Consider the following 17,584-nt stretch of genomic DNA (forward strand, 5'->3'; position numbering starts at 1 on the left):
AGCATAGCGCAAGCTCTCGCGATAATCTTCGACATGCCCGACCTGCTCACCGACCTGTCCGCGTCGTTCTGTCGGCACCTGCGTGCCGAGGGGCGCTCGCCGCGCACCGGAACCCTCTACGACCAGTCCATTCGGTTCTTCGGCGATTGGCTCGTGGCGCACGGGAAGACGCCGACTCTCGACAACCTCACCCGTGAGAACGTCCGCGAGTGGTTGGCGGACCTGGCCGACACGAAGGCTCCCGGCACCGTCCTCACCCGCTGGCGCGGGCTGCGCCGGTTCTGCGGCTGGCTAGTCGACGAGGAGCTGCTCGACGTCCATCCGATGAAGGGGATGCAGCCACCGGCCGTCGCGGCGCCCCCGGTACCGGTGCTGACCGATGACGACCTCAAGGCGCTCGTGAAGGCGTGCCGTGGGAAGACGTTTCGGGATCGGCGCGACGAGGCGATCATCCGCATGCTGCTCGACTGCGGAATTCGTGTCTCCGAGCTGACCGGGCTGTGCCTGCGGGACGTAGACCTCGACGCCGAGACCGCGATGGTCACCGGCAAGGGCAACAAGGTTCGGGCCGTGTACTTCGGGGCCCGCACCGCACAGGCGCTCGACCGTTACCTCCGTGAGCGGCGCAAGCAGCGGCACGCGCACCTCGAGGCGCTGTTCCTCGGTGAGCGCGGCGCCTACACCCCTGACGGGGTACGCGAGGTGCTGCGCGTGCGTGGCGCGCTGGCCGGGATCGCCGACCGGCTCAACCCGCACCGGTTTCGGCACACCTTCGCTCACGACTTCCTCCTGGCCGGCGGGCAGGAGCGCGACCTCAAGCGCCTGGCCGGCTGGACTTCGGACGCCATGCTCGAACGCTATGGCGCGAGCGCCGCGGACGCACGGGCCCGTGAGGCCGCTACCCGTTTGAGGCGGGGCGACCGGGTCTGATGCGAGGTGATTGTCGTCACACTTAAGGGTGGACGGTATTCGATGCTCGTGGGTGGCCGTGCGGGCGTTGCGGCTTCTCCGGCGGCAGTTGTCATGGCCTCTGGCCTGGGGTTTTGGTGAATCGGAAACGGGGCCGGACTCTAGCTATGGAGTGAAAACTATTGTACTGCAGTGCAATTGGTGAGATTCGGGTTGGGATTGACGACTTCACCCCTGCGTCTCTTCACTTGGTGACGTGCCCTCAGAAGCCATCTCGAAAGCCAGCGGAATGCCACCAGCCCCCACCGCTCCCCAGGTCAAATTAGCGCGACCCCCGCGCCGACTCGCCTCCTTGAAAGATGCTGCCGCGTACCAGAGTTGCTCGGTCAACACTGTGGAACGGCAGGTTGATAACGGGGACCTGCCCGCGTACCGCCTGCCCGGTTCGCGTCTTGTCCGGGTGGATCTCAACGAGCTCGACGCGCTGCTCGACGCCGCCGTCATCGCGCCGACCGCGGCCGACCGATGACCCCCGCCGACCGCCGACTCCGCGCCCAGCTCGCCGCACACGAATCGTGGTCCCGGACACCTGACCGCGCCGCCCGCACCGCGAAAGCCAGAAGGGCGGCAGAGGCCAGGTTCGAGAGGCAGGTCGACCCCGACGGCCGCCTCTCACCGCAGGAGCGTGCCATCCGCGCCCAACACGCACGGAAGGCCCACTTCGCACGGCTCGCACTGAAATCGGCGCAGGCGCGCCGGAGGGCTGCCGGGTCCGCACCCTCCGGGCCGAAGCCCGACGCCACCGCATGACACGCTCAGATCATCCGTCTGAACACCTCCGCGGAGTCGGTCACTGTCCGTGACCACCGAGGGTGCCGGTCGGCGGCGCCGGTCGACGTCGAGACGCTGTGTCGGCACGAGCGCGGGTGACTAGGACGCACGCTGGTTCCGGCTCGAAGCGGCCCCTGCTCGGCGTGGCCGCGCCCGCGGTGTCGTGTGTCCACTCAGACACACGAGAGAGTCCTCGCCCGATGTCGTAGCCGGGCGATCACCGGCGACCCGCTGGCCCAGGCCCCGGTGCTCGACCGGCCGCCGCCCCAAACCCCCACCTAGAGACCGGACACCTTGACCGACAACACCGCCCACGCACCCACCACCGGCGACGCGGACACGATCGCCGACGCGTTCGGGCCGTCGCACAACGCGTTCAGCAGCGGCCGCCGTTTCAGCAGCGGCCGCCGTTTCATCCTCGAGCGGCCTCCGGGCATCCCGGCAGTGTGGGGGAGCGGTGACCGCGTCGCGTGGGCCGAAGGGGAGGCGCTCATGATCGCCGGTCCGCAGGGCGTCGGGAAGACGACCCTCGCGGGGCAGCTCGTCCGGGGCCTCCTCGGTGTACAGGACCACGTTCTCGGGCTGCCGGTGCGGCCGTGCGAGCGCGTCTTGTACTTGGCGATGGACCGGCCCCGGCAGATATCGCGCGCGCTGGGCCGCCAATTCACCGACGACGACGGGGACGCGCTCGAACGGCTCACCGTCTGGGAGGGACCGCCGCCCCACGACCTCGCCCGGTACACCCACACCCTGACCGAGATGGCGGAGTGGGCCGGTGCCGACGCCGTCATCGTCGACAGCCTCAAGGACGCGGCGCTGGGTCTGTCCGAAGACGAGGTCGGAGCGGGATGGAACCGTGCGGTGCAGACGCTTCTGGGGACCGGCCGGAACATTGCTGTCCTGCACCACAACAAGAAGACCGGCGGCACCGGCACGGCCCCGACCATCGACACCGTCTTCGGCAGCACGTGGCTGACCTCCGGCACCGGGTCGGTGTTCATGCTCACCGGTTCGCCCGGCGACGCCGTGGTCGAACTCCGGCACGTCAAGCAACCCGCCGCCGAGATCGGGCCGCACAAGCTGTTCCACGACCAGGTCGCGGGGACGATCACGGTCCGAGATGCCGTCGACTTGGTCGCCGCGGCCGCGAGCTCGGGCGGGCTCACAGTCAGGGCCGCCGCCGCCCTCATCCACGGCACCGACAACCCCGACAGAGCGGCCGTCGAGAAGACCCGGCGTCGGCTCACCCAGCTGGTTAAGGACGGCGCACTCGTGGGCCCGGGAGGCGCCGCAGGGGTCACCGCGCTGTACTGCGCCGTGGGTGCCTCGTGAGGGATCGCCGGCGTCACGCACACCTCACGCGGACCCTCACGTGCACAACCATTTCCGCAGGTCGCAGGGTCGCGGGCAACCTCACGGCACCCAAACCTCGGAACCTCACAAACAGCCTCACGGGGGTCACGCACACAGTGGTCTCCCTAGGGCGAAGGGGTCACGAATGATCTCACGGGGGTCACGCGCCAGGGAGTCACGGTTTCCCCCCTCTCTGAAAGGGGGGAACCGGTCCCCGCCCACCCGCACGCCCACACACCCGACACGAAAGAGCCGAACGGCGACATGCACGCGCCCCTGAAACTCCCCCCACGACAGAAACAGGAGCCCAGGCTCCCCACCGCCACCCCAACGCAACGGAGGTCGCGACACGACCGCGCAGCCGTCAGCGGCACGGGAGAGCACAGGACTGCAGGTGTCGCCGGCCTCGACCGGTCGCGGTTCCTCCCGTGCGCGCGGGAGGGCCGGGTCGTGTGCCGAGCCTGCCTCCATCTCAACACCTTGCGGAGACCCTTTTGACCACTCAGATCAACACCTGCAACGGCTGCCCGGCACGCTGGTCCGGCCTCAACACCGCGCACTGCGCCGGCTGCCACGTGACCTTCACGGGACCCTCGGCCTTCGACCGTCACCGCGTGAAATCAACCTGCGCCACACCCGCCGAAATCGGGCTCAAATCCGCCGACCGCGCGTACCCCTGCTTCGGGTACCCCATGCGGGACGATGCGCTCTCATTCTTCGACGGCCTCGGCATTGCGGGCTAGCGAGGCGTAGCGCGGTGCACCCGAATGCGTCGCGAGCCCCACCGGCCGGGCCGTAGACCGCCGATGTGCCCGCCCGACCAGCCGAAACGCCGAAAGGACCCACCCTTGAACGACCACATCGACCACCAGGCCCAACGTGCCGCGCTCGCCGCCCGGCGCGCCGAATCGCAGGCCATCATCGACGCCGCCCGTGGAGCGAGGAAGTCCCGCACCCCGTCCGCGATCGACGCCGCCCGCGAGGTACATCTCACGGGCCAGACCGAACGCCGCGCCGCCCGCGCCGAGGCCCAGGACGCGGCGACGGCCGAAAGGAACGCGGAGGGGCGCGCCATGTACGAGCAGATGCAGCGGCTGAACCCGGCGTGGGCGGCCGGCATCGAGGCCGCGCAGGCCACCGCCCAGGCCGAACGGGACCGCCTCCGCCGGCACCACCGCGCCATGCTGGGGTGGAGCGACGACCACGAGTAGCGATCCGCCGGTGCCGGGTGAGTGAGGGCAAGGATGACTGAAGACGAGGCGATGACCCCACGCGATGACCGCATGGCCGACGTCTTTCGCCGCGCCGCCGAAGCGATGCCCACCGACCCCGTCGCGCAGTTGCAGGCCGCCTGGGAGATCGCCGACCAGCTCGACCATCAGCTTGAAGCGATCGACTCGGGCGAGCTGGACGCCACCGCACGCGAGATCGCCTACCGAGTGGGCGCGGTCTTCGCGTTACGCATGATCGCAGGACCGAAGGCGTAGCTCGAACAGGAAGGCCCCCGCCGCCACCACGACGGCGGGGCCGCTCCAGTTTCACGGGCTTCTATCCCGCAAGCTTGGTTCCTAGTCCGACCTGGTGGCCGGAGCACCCGGCACCCACGACGGTAGCGTCGGCGGGTCGAACCGGCGGCCGCCGTTGTACTCCCGTTCGAGCCGCTCACACAGCTCCTCCGCCGCCACCGCGATGAACCGGGTCATCGAGTTCAGCCCCTCGTGCGGCAGGGTATGCACCGCCGCAGCCTCCATCCGCGCGCGTAGATCCACCGGCAGCGGCACGTTCGTCTGCTTGGTGCGCGTCCTGCCGCGGCCGAAATCCGACCCCGCCGGCACGGGATGTTCGGGGCGGGTCACCTCGGCCATCATTCCCGGCCGCCGGCGGCCCAAGTTCGGCATCTTGTCGGTGTTTACCGTGGCGCCGACCTCCTCGACGATCCACGCCATCAGGTGCGCCATGTGGCGCGCCGACGCAGTTGGGTGCTCGTCAGATGCGGAGACACCCGGTGTGTTGGTGGCGTTCATGTCGACCAGGCTCGCATATCGGGTGTCTAGCTAGATGTCTAGTCGTGACTTCACGCTGGGCCGCATGTTGACTGAGGGGTCGAACACGCTACTCGGGGTTACGATTTCGTCCATACCCTTCGGATTGGGGCGCGACATGGACGGTCGCCAACTTGCCCTCTGCCTCGGCCTGATCGGGCTCGCCTTGCCTCTGATCGCCTACGTGCTGTCCGCCGGCCAGGTGTCGGGGTCGGTGGTGTCGCTTGCGCTGGCGGCGATGTCACTCAACCTGCTCGCGATCGGAGTTACCCGCCGGGTGGCCTGACCACACCGGACCGCGCCGCGCGGACAGAGGAGCGCGACCGCGTGTTCGCGTTCTCGGAGATCGTGCGGACCTTGGCCTCATCGTCGCCGTCGAGTGGCAACAAGCCAGCGCTGGCGACTTGACCGGATACTCAGCCGACGTCGGTAGACAACCATCCCGGAACCCGTAACCTCGTCGGATTCAACGGATCACCGCTGACGCTGTCATCGGTACGTCTGGCCTGCAGCCTTTACCGCTTCCCATGAGGTCGCGGCTGCGCACACCGACTCCGATGCCAGAACATATGCCCAGGCCTCCGGTACTTCGTGACTCGCGTTCACAGTGGCGACCCAAGCCGCGGCAGCGTCCCTCTTCGCGATCACCGTAGGGCTGGTCATCTCGCTATCACGTTTGCCTTCGACGATCCAGTGCACGTCTTCGTCGTCGATGACGATGAAATCCGGTTCGTACTGGCGCTGAACTGCGCCAGCAAGGTAGGTGATCCGGAGCGGGACCGTCTCGTCGATTCGGACCCAGGCACGCACGCCGCCAGGCTTCTCGAACAGGGACGCCAGCGTGAACTCGGTGGAGAAGGCGTCGAAGCTGTTGATTTCGTATACCGACTTCACCCAGCCCGAGTATGGGTAGCCCTTCTCGAAGTCCTTGGACCCGGTGACCACCTGCCGGTCCGCCGGCGGTCGTGTCTCATACCGGCCGGACGGCTCGGGCCACTTGACCGGCTTCACCTCTCGCACCTCACGGGCCGGGGATGAAGTCTGCTTCGCGGCGATCCACTCGGTCAGGCGGGCCGTGGCCAGCCGGCCATGCTCGGGCCGCCACGGGGTATCTTCGTCGACCTCCGCGCCCTTGAGGAAGACCTGCGCGATCTTCACCGCAGCGTTGATCTCGGTGGTGGTGGCCTCCACGGCGTTGGTGCGAATCAACCGCGCGACCAGATCACTCTCGATCGTGTCGAACGGCAGAGCTGTCTGTGTCGCGACGATCTGCTCGACCTCGTCACGGATCACCACGTGCGCCGTGCCGTCGGCGCCACGTTCGGCGTCGATGGCCTTGCGTGTCAACGTGGGGGCGTTGTCCTCGGCGAACGTCCGCCCCAGCGCCTCGACACTCGCCAGATTGATCTGGCTCAGCGAGAACGGGTCACGCTCCCACCGGGTCACCACCGACGGCAGGAACAGCGGGATCCTTACCCCTCCCGGCGACCGCGGCTCGAGCTTCCGGGTCAGCACCGAACTTGACGCTTGGCCGGCCGCGACCCGTGCGTCGATCGTCGACACCGACAACCCGAGATGGCTCCGCTCGGCCGTGTCGACCTCGAGGTCGTCCTCGTCGAACAGCCCGAACTGCTCCGGGTCGGATGCCGCCGCACCAGGCAGCAGAATCTCGACGGCCCCGGATTCCGGCGGGGTGAAGTCCCACGGCAGCGAGTCCTGCTCACCGAGCGGAACACCCGGATCGTGCCGGCCCGGTGACGGATTCGCCACGACGGTGGCGTCGCCGGTCCGATCACCCAGGGTCTCCTCGATGAGCGCCTTCGCCTGCTTGAGCAGGGTGGCAAAGGACCTGTGGGAGAGCACTTCCACCGTGTCGAGCATCGGGTTGCCGGTGCGCTGCCCGAAGGGCAGTCGGAGGCCGCGTCCGAGGATCTGCTCGGTGAGCAGGTTCGATTCCATCGACCGAACGGAGGCGATGACGTAGATGTTCTTCACATCCCATCCCTCCTTGAGCATCGACACCGACACCACCGCCCGGATCTTCGACTCCGGGTCCTCCAGACGGTCGAGCTGAGCGAGGGTCGCGTCGGGCTGGTCCGAGGTGACCAGCAGCACCTGGTCCGGGTCGCCGAGCATGTCGGATCCGACCAGCAGATCCCGGTACTCGGTGGCTTCCTGGATTGTGGTTGCGATGAGGAACATCACCGGTTCGACGTACTTGCGGCCACGGGCCTGTCGGCAGTACGCGCGCATCGCATCGCGCTTCGCGTCGAGCAGGGTTAGTCCGTCCGCAAGCTGGGTGCGGATGTCGTGGATTCCGTCCTGGCGGGACACCAGCACGGGGACTTTCAGGTATCCGTCCGCGATCGCCTCCGACAGCGGGTACCGGTAGACCCGCAGGGGAAGGGACTTCTCATGTGGAGTGGCGGTCAGGCCGACGGTGGCCAGTGGCCGCAGGCCGGTGATCGCGGCCTCGAACTTCTTCGCTGAGCCGGAGTAGTACACGTGGTGTTCATCGGCGATAACGATCAGATCGTCGGCAGCCTCGAGATACGAACGGACAGCGGTACCGAGCGTTTCGTGTGGCTTGTCCGCACGGCGGCGGTCGTCCTTGGTCGGGCGCAGCAGCGACTGCACGGTGAACACGAACACCTTGAAGGCGTCAGGGTCCTCGAGCGCCGCGCCGACCTCTCCACGCTCGACCGTGTCGAGGGTGACGATCATCGGCCGGCATTGCAGGCCCCGCAGGTACTTCGGATGTCCCGGAGTGAGGTTGTCGATCGTCTTGCGCTGGATCGTCGATCCCGGAGTCACGATCACGACGTTCCGGACGCCCGACTCGTAGAGGTAGTCGAGCAGGCCGCCCGCGATGTACGTCTTGCCGACGCCGGTGGCCAGGTCCGCGATCATTTCCGTGCCCGGCTCTGCGGTGTCCAGCGCGCGCGCCAGGGCGTCGAGGGCGGCCTGGTTCGGCTCGCGGAGGTCGAGGTTGTAGGAGACCTGTTCGACGAGGCCGGGATCGTAGGCGATGCTCACGACACCGATCCTTCCGTGCCGGTGCGGCGACGCATCCGCCGGGCACCAGCCGTCAACAGGTCACGCGGGGCCTTCCGTATCCGGGAGCCTTTCGAGACCTCGGCCAGCACGGCCTCAGCACCGGGAAGGATCGACTTCGCGACGATCGTTACCCGCTGCTTCTCGTCGAGGGCGCCGACGATCTGCCGGACCTCCTCCACGCCGACCAAGCCGTCGAGAACCGCGAGTCGCATCCGACCGCGTGCCCCGCAGAACGGCGCTGTATCCGGCTGCCACTCGAACCCCAACTGGCCGGCCACCGCGCGCGCGAACCGACCGTTGGTGGCCCACTCCGCGAGCACCACGCCATAGGGGGTGTCTTCGTACATCGAGGCGCCGACGGCGACAGTGCGGAAGCCTCCACCGCCGGACCAGCCCGTGGACTTGGAGATCCCACCGACGTCCTCACCGGAGACGACCTTCTCCAGGCGGGGCCGAGTGAAGGAGCCGACCGTCGTTTCGAGAACCTCGACTGTGATCCAGCGCCGTTGCATCTTGTGGGCAACGGCTGCTGTGGAGCCGGAGCCTGCGAAGCAGTCGAGGACGATGTCGCCTGGTTCCGTGGCCACATGGACAACCCGCTCGAGGAGGCGTTCCGGCTTCGGCGTGGCAAATGCGTCCTTGCCGAAGAGCTTTGCCAGTTCCAGCTTTGCTTCGCGATTGTTCCCGACGTCTTCGTGAAGCCAGACTGTATTGGGCACCAGCCCACCGAGTTCGGACTGGAATCGCTTCCGGAACGGAAAGGTCCGTCCGGTCTTGCCCCACCACAGTCGGTCATCGTCGCGGAGCTGCTCGAACATCTCCTGTTTCACAGCCCACGGACGTCCTGGGCGAGGCGTGAAGACGTCGCCGTGTGGGCCGATCACCTCGTAGTGCCCATCGGAGTACGGCTTCGACGCCGTCAGATCGCTGCGGCGCCAGGGACCGCGGTGGTCGTTGTCGGGGTTCCAGAAATCCGCATCGCTCTTTGCGGTTCGGTCAACCCTGTTGGGTCGCCACTGCTTGGCGTCGCGGCCGTATATGAGCATGAAATCGTGGTCAGCCGAGAAGTGCATCGCCGAGTTGTTGCGGGCGTGGATCTTCTGCCAGATGACGGTGGTGATGAAGTTGCCGGCACCGAATATCTCGTCCAGCAGGACGCGCATTCGGTGCTGTTCGACGTCGTCGAGATGAACCCAGACCGACCCGTCTGGTGCGAGGAGATCGCGAATGAGCAGAAGCCGTTCGCGCATGAAGGAAAGCCAGGTCGAATGCTCCATCCAGTCGTCGTAGTGGGTAAACGCCTGGCCCGTGTTGAACGGCGGGTCGATGTAGATCAGCTTGATCTTGCCGCGGTACTGCTGGCGGAATTCGGGGACCTCGCAGAGGATGCGGAGCACGTCGAGGCTGTCGCCCGTGAACAGCAGGTTGTCGGCCTGCGGATGATCGTCTGCGACTTCGCCCACGGTGTCGACGAAATCGGCCAGCCGAACTTCCGATGCGGCCGGATGGTTCCGGTCCACCCAGACGGGCTTGCCGTCGTCGTCCTTGGGGATGAGCAGAAACTGATCCTTCCCAGGCCAGACGAGTTCGAGGCGTGCGCTGGACACGGGCAGACCTATCTCTTTCGTTCGTGGGTGAAGTCGCAAGTCTCGCGGTGAGCGAGTGAGGCGACCGGGATCAGCTACCGGTTTCCGGCAGATTCAGTCGGCCTATGTAGGGGAGTTGAAGTCGTTCTTCGGTAGGTCGTAGGTCTGCTGCCCGTAGTCCGAGTCCGACCACCACGCGTAGTTCCACTCGCGGGTGACCTCAAGACGGTCCGCCCAGGGGAATGCCTCTGCGGCCATCGTCCGGACGGATGTCTCGATCTTGTCGACGGCCCGCTCCAGGTGTCGATCCTGGATGTTCTTGCTGATTCCGTTGGCTACACAGAACTCGAAGGTCAGCTTCAGGCGACGAGGCGCTGTTCTCACCACAACCACCACTCTCGATCAGACTAGAAAATTTCTAGAACGGTAGCAGTCTCACTGAGAGTTGCATTTCCCTTGGAAAAGTCTCGTCCGGGAGAATGTCGGAAAACCTGGCGGGGGTGGTGCCCGAGTACCTGGGGCTGGTGGAGAGGTCGCTGTCGTAGTCGACGGATGTGGGAACACCGGCGGGGCCGTAGGTTATGCCCGGCGAGAACAGGTCGTAGCCGTGCAGGGCCGGTTTGCAGGACGAAAGGTGATCCGGAGCTGCGTTTCGGTGGTGGCCCGGTGCCGGTGCCGGTGAGGTCGATCGTGGCGCCATTAGCGCCGCGGAGGTGGTGCCCCAGTCCTGAATGCTGGCGGCCGGGCTCGTGGTGTCGGCGGCCGCGGTGGTCGCGGCGCCGGCGGTGAGGGCGAGAGCCGCTCTCCGCCATGTCGAGCGAACGGCGAGTTCTGCCCCGTGGCCACATTTTGGCCACAGGGCAGGGTGGGGCAGGTTGATCTCCGTTGATCGTGAGTGACCGATTTTGGGAGGTCAGGTGACATGTGATCCGGTGGCCAGACCACTGTGCACAGTTCGGACGGTCACGGGCAGGGCCTACGAGGTCGCCCGTGACAGCGGCCGAACGATCCCGGAAGCTGCGTGTGAGGCCCTCGCGGTTCTGCGGAAGCTGCCGTGTGCCGGCACGGTGCTGCCGTCGCGTCCACGGTCCTGACCGCCCGAGCCCCCGACAGGATTGCCGTGTACGACCGCCGGGCGGCGACGGCCCTGAAGGCGCTGGGCTATCGCCCATCCGAACGGCGACTACGGCTGGTTCATGGCGACGGTCTGCGAGCTGACCGCGCTGGTGAACGGTGCAAGTGGCTGGCGCTAGTGCCCCCGCGACGTCGACAAGGCGCTGTTCATCCTCGGCGGCGACCCGGGAGCCGGCTACGCGGAGCTCGGAGCCGCCGCTGACAGGTAGCGATACGCGGTCGCACGGGAGACCCCAAGGACTCGGGCGATGTCCGGAACGGCGAGGCCCTGATCCCGCAGCCGGACAGCCTTGGCGGCGTCGGCGTCGTTGACCTTGCGGGGACGCCCACCCCGACGGCCGTTCGCTGCCGCGGCATCCAGGCCGGCCCGGGTGCGTTCGATCATCGTGTCGCGCTCCAGCTGGGCGAAGGCCGCCATGATCGTCAGCATCGCCCGACCCATCGCACCCTCGGTCGTCAGCCCCTCGGTGAGGCTGCGGAACCCGATGCCGTGGTCGTGGAGCTGCTCTACAACCTCCAGGACGTGTCGAGTGTTGCGGCCGAGGCGATCCAGCTTCCACACGGCCAGGACGTCACCCTTGCGGAGATGGTCGAGGCACTCGTCAAGTTCGGGCCGCGAGGAGGTAGATCCGCTGACGCCCTGGTCGGTGAAGATGCGCTCCGCGCCGGCCTCCCGCAGCGCCGCCTCCTGGAGTTCGGGGTTCTGGTCCGTCGTGCTCACTCGCGCGTATCCGATCAGTGCCATGTCCGTCTCCGTCGCATAATCCCGTCAAGCTCAGAGTTATGAGAATACTAGTTTTGAGACAGGTTTTCAAGACTGTTGTCGAGGTGGTCAACCAGCCGGCGGCGGGAGGCCCGAATCCGGGTTGACGTGTCTCAGCAACCCACCGTTTCTGAGGCTGGGGCTCCGACGGTGTGCAGGCTGCTCTGGTCGGGAGGCGAGGTTGGCGATAGGATGGGAACACATGTTCGAAGTGCTGGGTGGGTGCAGTAGTCCACAGTCCAGGCGTGGGGATAGTGCGAAATCGAGGGGTAAGGATGGCGCGATCGCGAGGCGGGCAACCTACACTTCGACCTATGGAGTGCGTGAACGAGGCGGAGGCGGCAGTGCTCATTGCCCTGCTGCATGCGCGGCCACGCAAGATGAGCTGGTCGGCAATCGCATCCGAAGTTGCACTGAGAGGCTCGGCCACTGCGCTCTGGGACGAGTGCTTTCCTCCGACGCTCGAAGGAGTAAATGACCTCGATGGACACCTCGCCCGCGCATGGGAGAGCCTGGAGGCCTGGCGGAGTGAGGACTTCAGGCTACTGACGGTGCTCGACCGGAAGTACCCCTCTCGTCTGCGTGAGATACACCAGGTGCCGCCGATCCTGTTTGTCCGTGGTCAGCTGCGCGACGATGAGGTTGCGGTGTCTGTGGTTGGCTCTAGGCGCGCTAGTGACCGGGGTCGTGCTGTGGCTGCGCGAATCGCCGAGGGGCTCGTCGATCGAGGGATCGCTGTCCTGTCGGGCCTCGCTGAAGGGATTGATGCAGCCGCGCACACTGCGACATTGAAGGCGGGTGGGCGGCCGATCGGTGTAATTGGGACGGGGATCAACCGCTCGTATCCGGCCTCAAACCGGGCCCTTCAGGCGGAGGTAGCGAAGTGCGGAGCGGTCGTATCGCAGTTTTGGCCAGGCGCGCCGCCCCAGAAGCACAGCTTTCCAATGCGCAACGCAACGATGTCTGGTCTCGGCCGAGCTTCGGTCGTCGTAGAGGCCGGTGAACACAGCGGGGCGCGTATCCAGGCTCGTCTGGCGGTTGAACACGGGCGGCCCGTGATTCTTACGGACATGGTTGTTGGTGCAACGACATGGGCACGTGACCTTCTCGCGCGTCCGGGTGTATACCTCGCGAACTCGACGGCAGAGTTGATGGATCTGGTCGATCAGCTGACTCGGACTGCCGCTGGTATAGACGACTGGTCGAATGTCCTTCCCGACCTTGTGGACCATTGAGTTTGGTAGACGAGGTACGTCGTGAGCTCGTTGCCAGCGCGGGCGGCTATCTACGAAACGTGGTGCGCGTCTCTGGTGTGACTTGTGAGGTCTGTGGGACGCCGGTTGAGCAGCCGTACGTGCGGTGCTATCGGTGTAATTCCGCGGCGGGCAGTCTCTCCGGGGGGCGTCTAGCAGATGTTGTCGTCCCGTTGACGTACGCGGTTGGCGGGCAGCAATCGGGCTACCTTCTGCGGCACTATAAGGACGACGTTTCACCGGCTACACGGTTGCGTCTGCAGCAGACCATTAGCAGGATCATCGTCCTTGGGATCGTCTGTCACGAGCGATGTATTGCCGAGTCAGTTGGCCGGCCGGTCAACGTGCGGATGACGATCCCGTCGCTGAGTGGGCGGGCAGGAGTGCATCCACTTGAGCAGCTCGCGCGCACGATGCAGGCGGTAGGCGAGCTTCCTGCGTTGGTGAAGTCCGACGAGGCGACCCCGCAACGAGTCGTAAGCGCGTCACAGTTCGCTCTTGCCCCAGGCAGTGACGTCGCAGGCAAGCATGTCTTGCTGATCGACGACGTATGGACGACGGGGTCGCGCGCGCAGTCCGCCGCGCTCTGCGTTAAGGCGGCTGGCGCTTCCGCGGTGTCGGTCCTTGTGGTTGCGCGGTGGCTGGACCCGAACTTTGGGCCGACTGGCCCATTCATCAGGAGCAGACTGACGTCGGACTACGACCCGGCCACATGTCCAGTCACTGGTGGGGCGTGCCCATAACCGCTGGGTGGATTACCGAGGCGTGCCCACATTTTGCCCACACTTGCCCGCAAAGTGCGGTGATCTCGCGCTATCCCGAGTGAACTGTCTCCGCAGGTAACGGCCGGTTTCCGGCTCTGACCAGCAGGGCTCGGCAGAGTTCAAATCCCTCCGCCTCAGCCGCAAGCCCCTCACCTGTTTGCGCCAGGTGAGGGGCTTTCTTGTTGCCCGTGCTCGAGCTGTCGGCCGTCGTGGCTGACGCCGCACACCAGATTTGGGCGGGCGGCCTCCGGTGATCGCCGAAAGTGTGCTGGGGCGGGTGACTGCTCCTCATGTCGGTGTCCGGGCGCACGATGGTCCGTATGAAGGTCACGGCGAGGGTCGTGCGCGACGACGAGTGCTGGCTGACCTACGTGCCGGAGGTCGACCGGTACACGCATGCCCACCACACCGGAGTGGTCCAGACGATGGCGCAGGATCTGGTGCAGGTCATGCTCGGGGAGCGGCTTGAGCGTATCGAGGTCGCGATCGAATGGCCGGAGGAGCTGGCCGCGCCGGTGCGCGAGTTCGAGCGCCTGCAGGTCGAGGCTGAACGCGCGCGCAACCGGGCCGCGCAGGCGCAGCGCGACCAGGCGCCGTCGCTGCAGGAACAGGGCGTGCCGCTGCGGGACAGCGGGGCCCTACTTCATGTGTCGCTCCAGCGCGTGCACCAGCTGCTGCAGCCGTCGCTGAGATCGGAGGACACGAGATGGTGGTCAGGATCGAAGATGTGCAGTTCGGCGAGATCAGGATCCGGGACGAGCCGTGGCCGTACCGAGGGCCCGAGGGTCGCCTGTACGTCCTCGAGTTCAGTTCCGGGTGGGTGAAAGTCGGCCAGTCCACCTCGCTCAGCGACCGGATCGACACGCTGCGCGGCGCCTTCCGGAGGGCGCACGGATGGGAGATCACGCGCCAGTGGTCCTCCGGCCCTCTCTCGACCGAGAAGCGCCACCCGAACACTCGGCACGCCGAGCTGGACGATGCCGAGCGACGAGTGCTCAGGCATGCGAGGAGTCAGTACTTCCAGCTCTCCGACTGGATGCCCACGGGCGTCAACGGTGAGACGGAAACGTTCCTGGGGGTCAGCTTCGGCAACCTCGTCGCCTACACAGATGTCGTCGTGCGCTGCACGGGAACCGGGTGATCGTCACCGCTGCAAGGCGTCCCAGTCGCCGTCGGCGTGCTTGGAATGGCGGGGAGCGGGCGGAGCTTCGCCCTGTGTCTGATCCCCTCCCCAAGCAACCCACGATCCATGCCCCGATATCGCGTCTCGGTCCAGCACCAATAGCCCGCTGCCGCAAGGCGAGCGAGCTTGACCGGAACCCTCGGACCGTCTGCGCAGAACCGTTCGGAGGGTGCCCCGCTCCGAGCTGCGGGGACTGGGTACTCGGGGCCTGCTGGTTAGCGTCGGGCGCGGCCGGATAACGACGTGTGCGTGAATCAGGGCACGGCGAATTCGGCCGCACGAAGGCCGAGGTGACCGGCTATCAACACCAGCTCGGTCACCGGGTGGTGGCCGCTGAGGAGGTACCGTCCGAAGGTTCTACCGGGGGACCTTGGCAGGTGACGGTGTGGGTGCTCATGCGACGTACCGCCCGAGGGTGCTGGCGGGCCGCAGGAAGCCGACCGTGCAGTAGCAGGCGAACAGCGCGAGCACCGCGGCAATGGGCGCGCGGCGGGCGCATCGGTCGGTGGGTGCAGTTATGCTGCTGGGACGGTTCATAACGGCCTCGTCGTTGTGGTCCTAGGCCCTGGAAGGTGTTGTGAGCACCGACCGGGGCCGACTTCTATCGGGAGAGGATTCGCCCGATAACTAGCGCCACAGCGTTCAGCGCCGACCTCGAAACACCCTGGTATGGACAGCGCTCACCAGATCGGCACCCCGAAGATGCCCGGCGAGCCGAAGCGGGTGCAGCCCAGTCGGGATCGTGACCGCAAGTAGGCGGTTTCGCCACACTTTCCGAGCCGCGCGACAGTAGGCTCGCGAACGAGTGGGGCGCACTGCGGTCCACCCCGAGTCCTGGGAGGTTGCGATGACCGAATATCCGACCGTCGGCACCAACGAGGCGATCCTGCGCATCGCGAAGGACGTGTGGTGGGTGCTTCTCCTCCGTGGTGTCGTCGCGATCGCGTTCGGCATCGTCGCCCTCGCCTGGCCGCACGCGACCGTCCAGGTGCTGATCGTCGTCGTGGGCATCTTCTGGATGGTCGACGGCATCGTGTCCGCGGTCCGTGCGATCCAGGCCCGCAAGGTGGTCCTGAGCTGGGTGTGGTGGCTCGCGGGTGCGCTGGTCTCGGTCGCTGCCGGTGTCGTGCTCTTCGTCTGGCCGGACCTGACCGCGCTGGCGTTCGCCTACCTGATGGGCTTCTGGGCGATCCTCGTCGGCATCCTCGAGATCATCGGTGCGTTCCAGGTGATGGCCAACGGCGGACAGTGGATCGGATCCATGGTCGCCGGCGTGCTCGCGCTGCTGTTCGGCCTGTTCCTGGTGATCTGGCCGGGCTCCGGGATCACCGGTCTGATGTGGCTGGTCGGCATCTTCGCGATCCTCTTCGGTGTGCTGTTCATCGTCGGTGCGTTCCAGGTGCGCTCCGCGGCCAAACGCGCCGGTATCGCCTGATGAGCGAACGGGTGGCCCGGGTCCATTCGCTCGAGGAGGCGGGTCGGGCCCCCACCCAGATGTACGTCGACCCGCGGTTCCTGCCGCTCGCGGACGCGTTCTTCGCGTTGTACCGGAGCCCGCAGCACGGCGGCGGGGCCCTGTCCGCCTACCTGGACGGGGAACTGGTCCTGGACATCTGGGCCGGCTGGGCCGATCGCGACCGGCGCTGGAACCGGGACACGGTGGCGCTGTCGTTCTCCACCGGCAAGGGCGTCGCCAGCACGGTGCTGCACCGCCTCGCCGAACGCGGAGTGCTCGACTACGACGAGCCGGTCGCCACGTACTGGCCCGAGTTCGGCGCCGCGGGCAAGGGCCGGATCACGGTGCGGGACATGCTCACTCACCGGTCCGGTCTGCACCGGGTGCGGGGACTGGTGTCCGGACGTCGTGCGCTGCTCGACTACGACACCGTCGTCGCCGCGCTCGCCGCCGGCACCCCCGACCCGCGCCGCCTCGACGGGCCCGGCTACCACGCCGTCACGTTCGGCTGGCTGGTCGCCGAGACGGTCACCCGGGTCACCGGCCGCGACTTCGTCGACGTGGTGCGCGACGAGATCGCGAGACCGCTCGGGGTCGAGGAGTTCTGGTACCGGGTCCCGCGGGACCAGCGGTACCGGATCGCGAAGCTCTTCCCGCACATCAACCCCGGCGGCATGCCGTGGGAGGTCACGTCGTCGGTGCTGTCCCGCGTGGGGCCGCTCAGCGGTCTCGCGGAGGCGGCGATGCCCGACGGGTTCGACGAACTGGTCCGCGACCCGGACGTGCACGACGCGGTGATGCCCGGCTGGAACGGGGTGTTCACGGCGCGGGCGCTGGCCAAGATGTACGGCGCCATCGCCAACGACGGCGTCGTCGACGGACGCCGGTTCCTGCGGTCCGAAACCCTCGCGCAGATGGGCACCACGCAGACGCGGCAGCGAGATTACGTGCTGCGCGCGCCGATCCACTGGCGGCTCGGCTACCACCCGGTGTTCCTGGCGAAGCGGTCCCAGCCGAGGTACGCGTTCGGGCACTACGGAGTCGGCGGCTCGGGCGCGTATGCCGATCCGGAGACCGGGCTGTCGCTCGGCTACGTCACCAACCGGATGGGCAACGCGGTCACCGCGCTCGGCGATCTGCGGTTGGCCCGGCTGGGCGCGGTCGCACAGGAGTTGGTTGCCCGCCCGTAGTGCAGTCGTCGCGGGCACGCCGGGCCTGGCATCGGGTTGGTGGTGCGCGCCGGGTAGGACCGG

The 17,584-nt window shown here is 67.0% G+C and carries 18 protein-coding genes; 12 read left to right on the forward strand and 6 right to left on the reverse strand.

The genetic code is table 11. The annotated features are described in order from the left end of the window. Positions 1–33 precede the first annotated feature (33 nt). The 6 genes from ABD951_RS16255 to ABD951_RS16280 all read left to right on the forward strand — a co-directional run bounded on the left by ABD951_RS16255 (position 34) and on the right by ABD951_RS16280 (position 4,580). On the forward strand, positions 34–930 hold the full coding sequence (locus tag ABD951_RS16255) for a tyrosine-type recombinase/integrase (RefSeq protein WP_345346889.1): 897 nt from the start codon (positions 34–36) through the stop codon (positions 928–930). 235 nt (positions 931–1,165) lie between these two features. Then, positions 1,166–1,438: a helix-turn-helix domain-containing protein gene (locus ABD951_RS16260; RefSeq protein ID WP_345346892.1), complete on the forward strand. Its 273-nt coding sequence runs from the start codon at positions 1,166–1,168 to the stop codon at positions 1,436–1,438. A 596-nt stretch (positions 1,439–2,034) separates the two neighbouring features. Then, the gene (locus ABD951_RS16265; RefSeq protein ID WP_345346895.1) at positions 2,035–3,072 is read left to right on the forward strand and encodes an AAA family ATPase; all 1,038 of its coding nucleotides are present in this window, start codon (positions 2,035–2,037) and stop codon (positions 3,070–3,072) included. Positions 3,073–3,587: 515 nt separating this feature from the next. Further along, positions 3,588–3,836, forward strand: coding sequence for an FDXHR family putative zinc-binding protein (locus tag ABD951_RS16270; protein ID WP_345346898.1), 249 nt, complete (start codon positions 3,588–3,590; stop codon positions 3,834–3,836). 105 nt (positions 3,837–3,941) lie between these two features. Beyond that, entirely contained in the window at positions 3,942–4,304 is a 363-nt protein-coding gene (locus tag ABD951_RS16275; RefSeq protein ID WP_345346901.1) for a hypothetical protein, read from the forward strand. Between the two features lie 33 nt (positions 4,305–4,337). Continuing rightward, positions 4,338–4,580 carry a hypothetical protein gene (locus ABD951_RS16280; protein WP_345346904.1) on the forward strand — a complete coding sequence of 81 codons (243 nt, stop codon included), beginning with the start codon at positions 4,338–4,340 and terminating at the stop codon, positions 4,578–4,580. 81 nt (positions 4,581–4,661) lie between these two features. Here ABD951_RS16280 and ABD951_RS16285 read toward each other — a convergent pair whose 3' ends face one another. Next, on the reverse strand, positions 4,662–5,051 hold the full coding sequence (locus tag ABD951_RS16285) for a ParB family protein (protein ID WP_345346907.1): 390 nt from the start codon (positions 5,049–5,051) through the stop codon (positions 4,662–4,664). Between the two features lie 100 nt (positions 5,052–5,151). Here ABD951_RS16285 and ABD951_RS16290 point away from each other — a divergent pair, with 100 nt between their 5' ends. Further along, positions 5,152–5,421, forward strand: a complete 270-nt coding sequence (locus ABD951_RS16290; protein ID WP_345346910.1) for a hypothetical protein — start codon at positions 5,152–5,154, stop codon at positions 5,419–5,421. Positions 5,422–5,624: 203 nt separating this feature from the next. On the opposite strand, the gene ABD951_RS16295 is transcribed toward ABD951_RS16290, so the two are convergent. The 4 genes from ABD951_RS16295 to ABD951_RS16310 form a co-directional block, all read right to left on the reverse strand. Then, positions 5,625–8,171, reverse strand: a complete 2,547-nt coding sequence (locus ABD951_RS16295) for a DEAD/DEAH box helicase (protein WP_345346913.1) — start codon at positions 8,169–8,171, stop codon at positions 5,625–5,627. Beyond that, entirely contained in the window at positions 8,168–9,799 is a 1,632-nt protein-coding gene (locus ABD951_RS16300) for a site-specific DNA-methyltransferase (RefSeq protein ID WP_345346916.1), read from the reverse strand. The genes ABD951_RS16295 and ABD951_RS16300 overlap by 4 nt, the downstream gene beginning before the upstream one ends. Positions 9,800–9,901: 102 nt before the next feature. Further along, on the reverse strand, positions 9,902–10,162 hold the full coding sequence (locus ABD951_RS16305; RefSeq protein WP_345346919.1) for a hypothetical protein: 261 nt from the start codon (positions 10,160–10,162) through the stop codon (positions 9,902–9,904). A 925-nt stretch (positions 10,163–11,087) separates the two neighbouring features. Further along, a complete protein-coding gene (locus tag ABD951_RS16310; RefSeq protein WP_345346922.1) occupies positions 11,088–11,657 on the reverse strand; it encodes a recombinase family protein in 570 nt (189 codons plus the stop codon). Between the two features lie 341 nt (positions 11,658–11,998). Here ABD951_RS16310 and ABD951_RS16315 point away from each other — a divergent pair, with 341 nt between their 5' ends. The 3 genes from ABD951_RS16315 to ABD951_RS16325 all read left to right on the forward strand — a co-directional run bounded on the left by ABD951_RS16315 (position 11,999) and on the right by ABD951_RS16325 (position 14,833). Further along, positions 11,999–12,910 (forward strand): DNA-processing protein DprA, encoded by a 912-nt coding sequence (locus tag ABD951_RS16315; RefSeq protein WP_345346925.1) that lies wholly within the window; start codon positions 11,999–12,001, stop codon positions 12,908–12,910. A 1,102-nt stretch (positions 12,911–14,012) separates the two neighbouring features. Further along, positions 14,013–14,516 (forward strand): hypothetical protein, encoded by a 504-nt coding sequence (locus ABD951_RS16320; protein WP_345346928.1) that lies wholly within the window; start codon positions 14,013–14,015, stop codon positions 14,514–14,516. Further along, positions 14,513–14,833, forward strand: a complete 321-nt coding sequence (locus ABD951_RS16325; RefSeq protein WP_345346931.1) for a hypothetical protein — start codon at positions 14,513–14,515, stop codon at positions 14,831–14,833. The genes ABD951_RS16320 and ABD951_RS16325 overlap by 4 nt, the downstream gene beginning before the upstream one ends. Positions 14,834–15,268: 435 nt before the next feature. On the opposite strand, the gene ABD951_RS16330 is transcribed toward ABD951_RS16325, so the two are convergent. Then, positions 15,269–15,412: a hypothetical protein gene (locus tag ABD951_RS16330; protein WP_345346934.1), complete on the reverse strand. Its 144-nt coding sequence runs from the start codon at positions 15,410–15,412 to the stop codon at positions 15,269–15,271. Positions 15,413–15,722: 310 nt separating this feature from the next. Between ABD951_RS16330 and ABD951_RS16335 the strand changes: the two genes are divergently transcribed. Then, on the forward strand, positions 15,723–16,310 hold the full coding sequence (locus ABD951_RS16335; RefSeq protein ID WP_345346937.1) for an HdeD family acid-resistance protein: 588 nt from the start codon (positions 15,723–15,725) through the stop codon (positions 16,308–16,310). Next, a complete protein-coding gene (locus ABD951_RS16340; RefSeq protein WP_345346940.1) occupies positions 16,310–17,521 on the forward strand; it encodes a serine hydrolase domain-containing protein in 1,212 nt (403 codons plus the stop codon). The genes ABD951_RS16335 and ABD951_RS16340 overlap by 1 nt, the downstream gene beginning before the upstream one ends. The last annotated feature ends 63 nt before the right edge of the window (positions 17,522–17,584 follow it).

Origin of the sequence: Rhodococcus olei (genome assembly GCF_039540555.1) — a bacterium.
Taxonomy (GTDB): Bacteria; Actinomycetota; Actinomycetes; order Mycobacteriales; family Mycobacteriaceae; genus Rhodococcus_G; species Rhodococcus_G olei.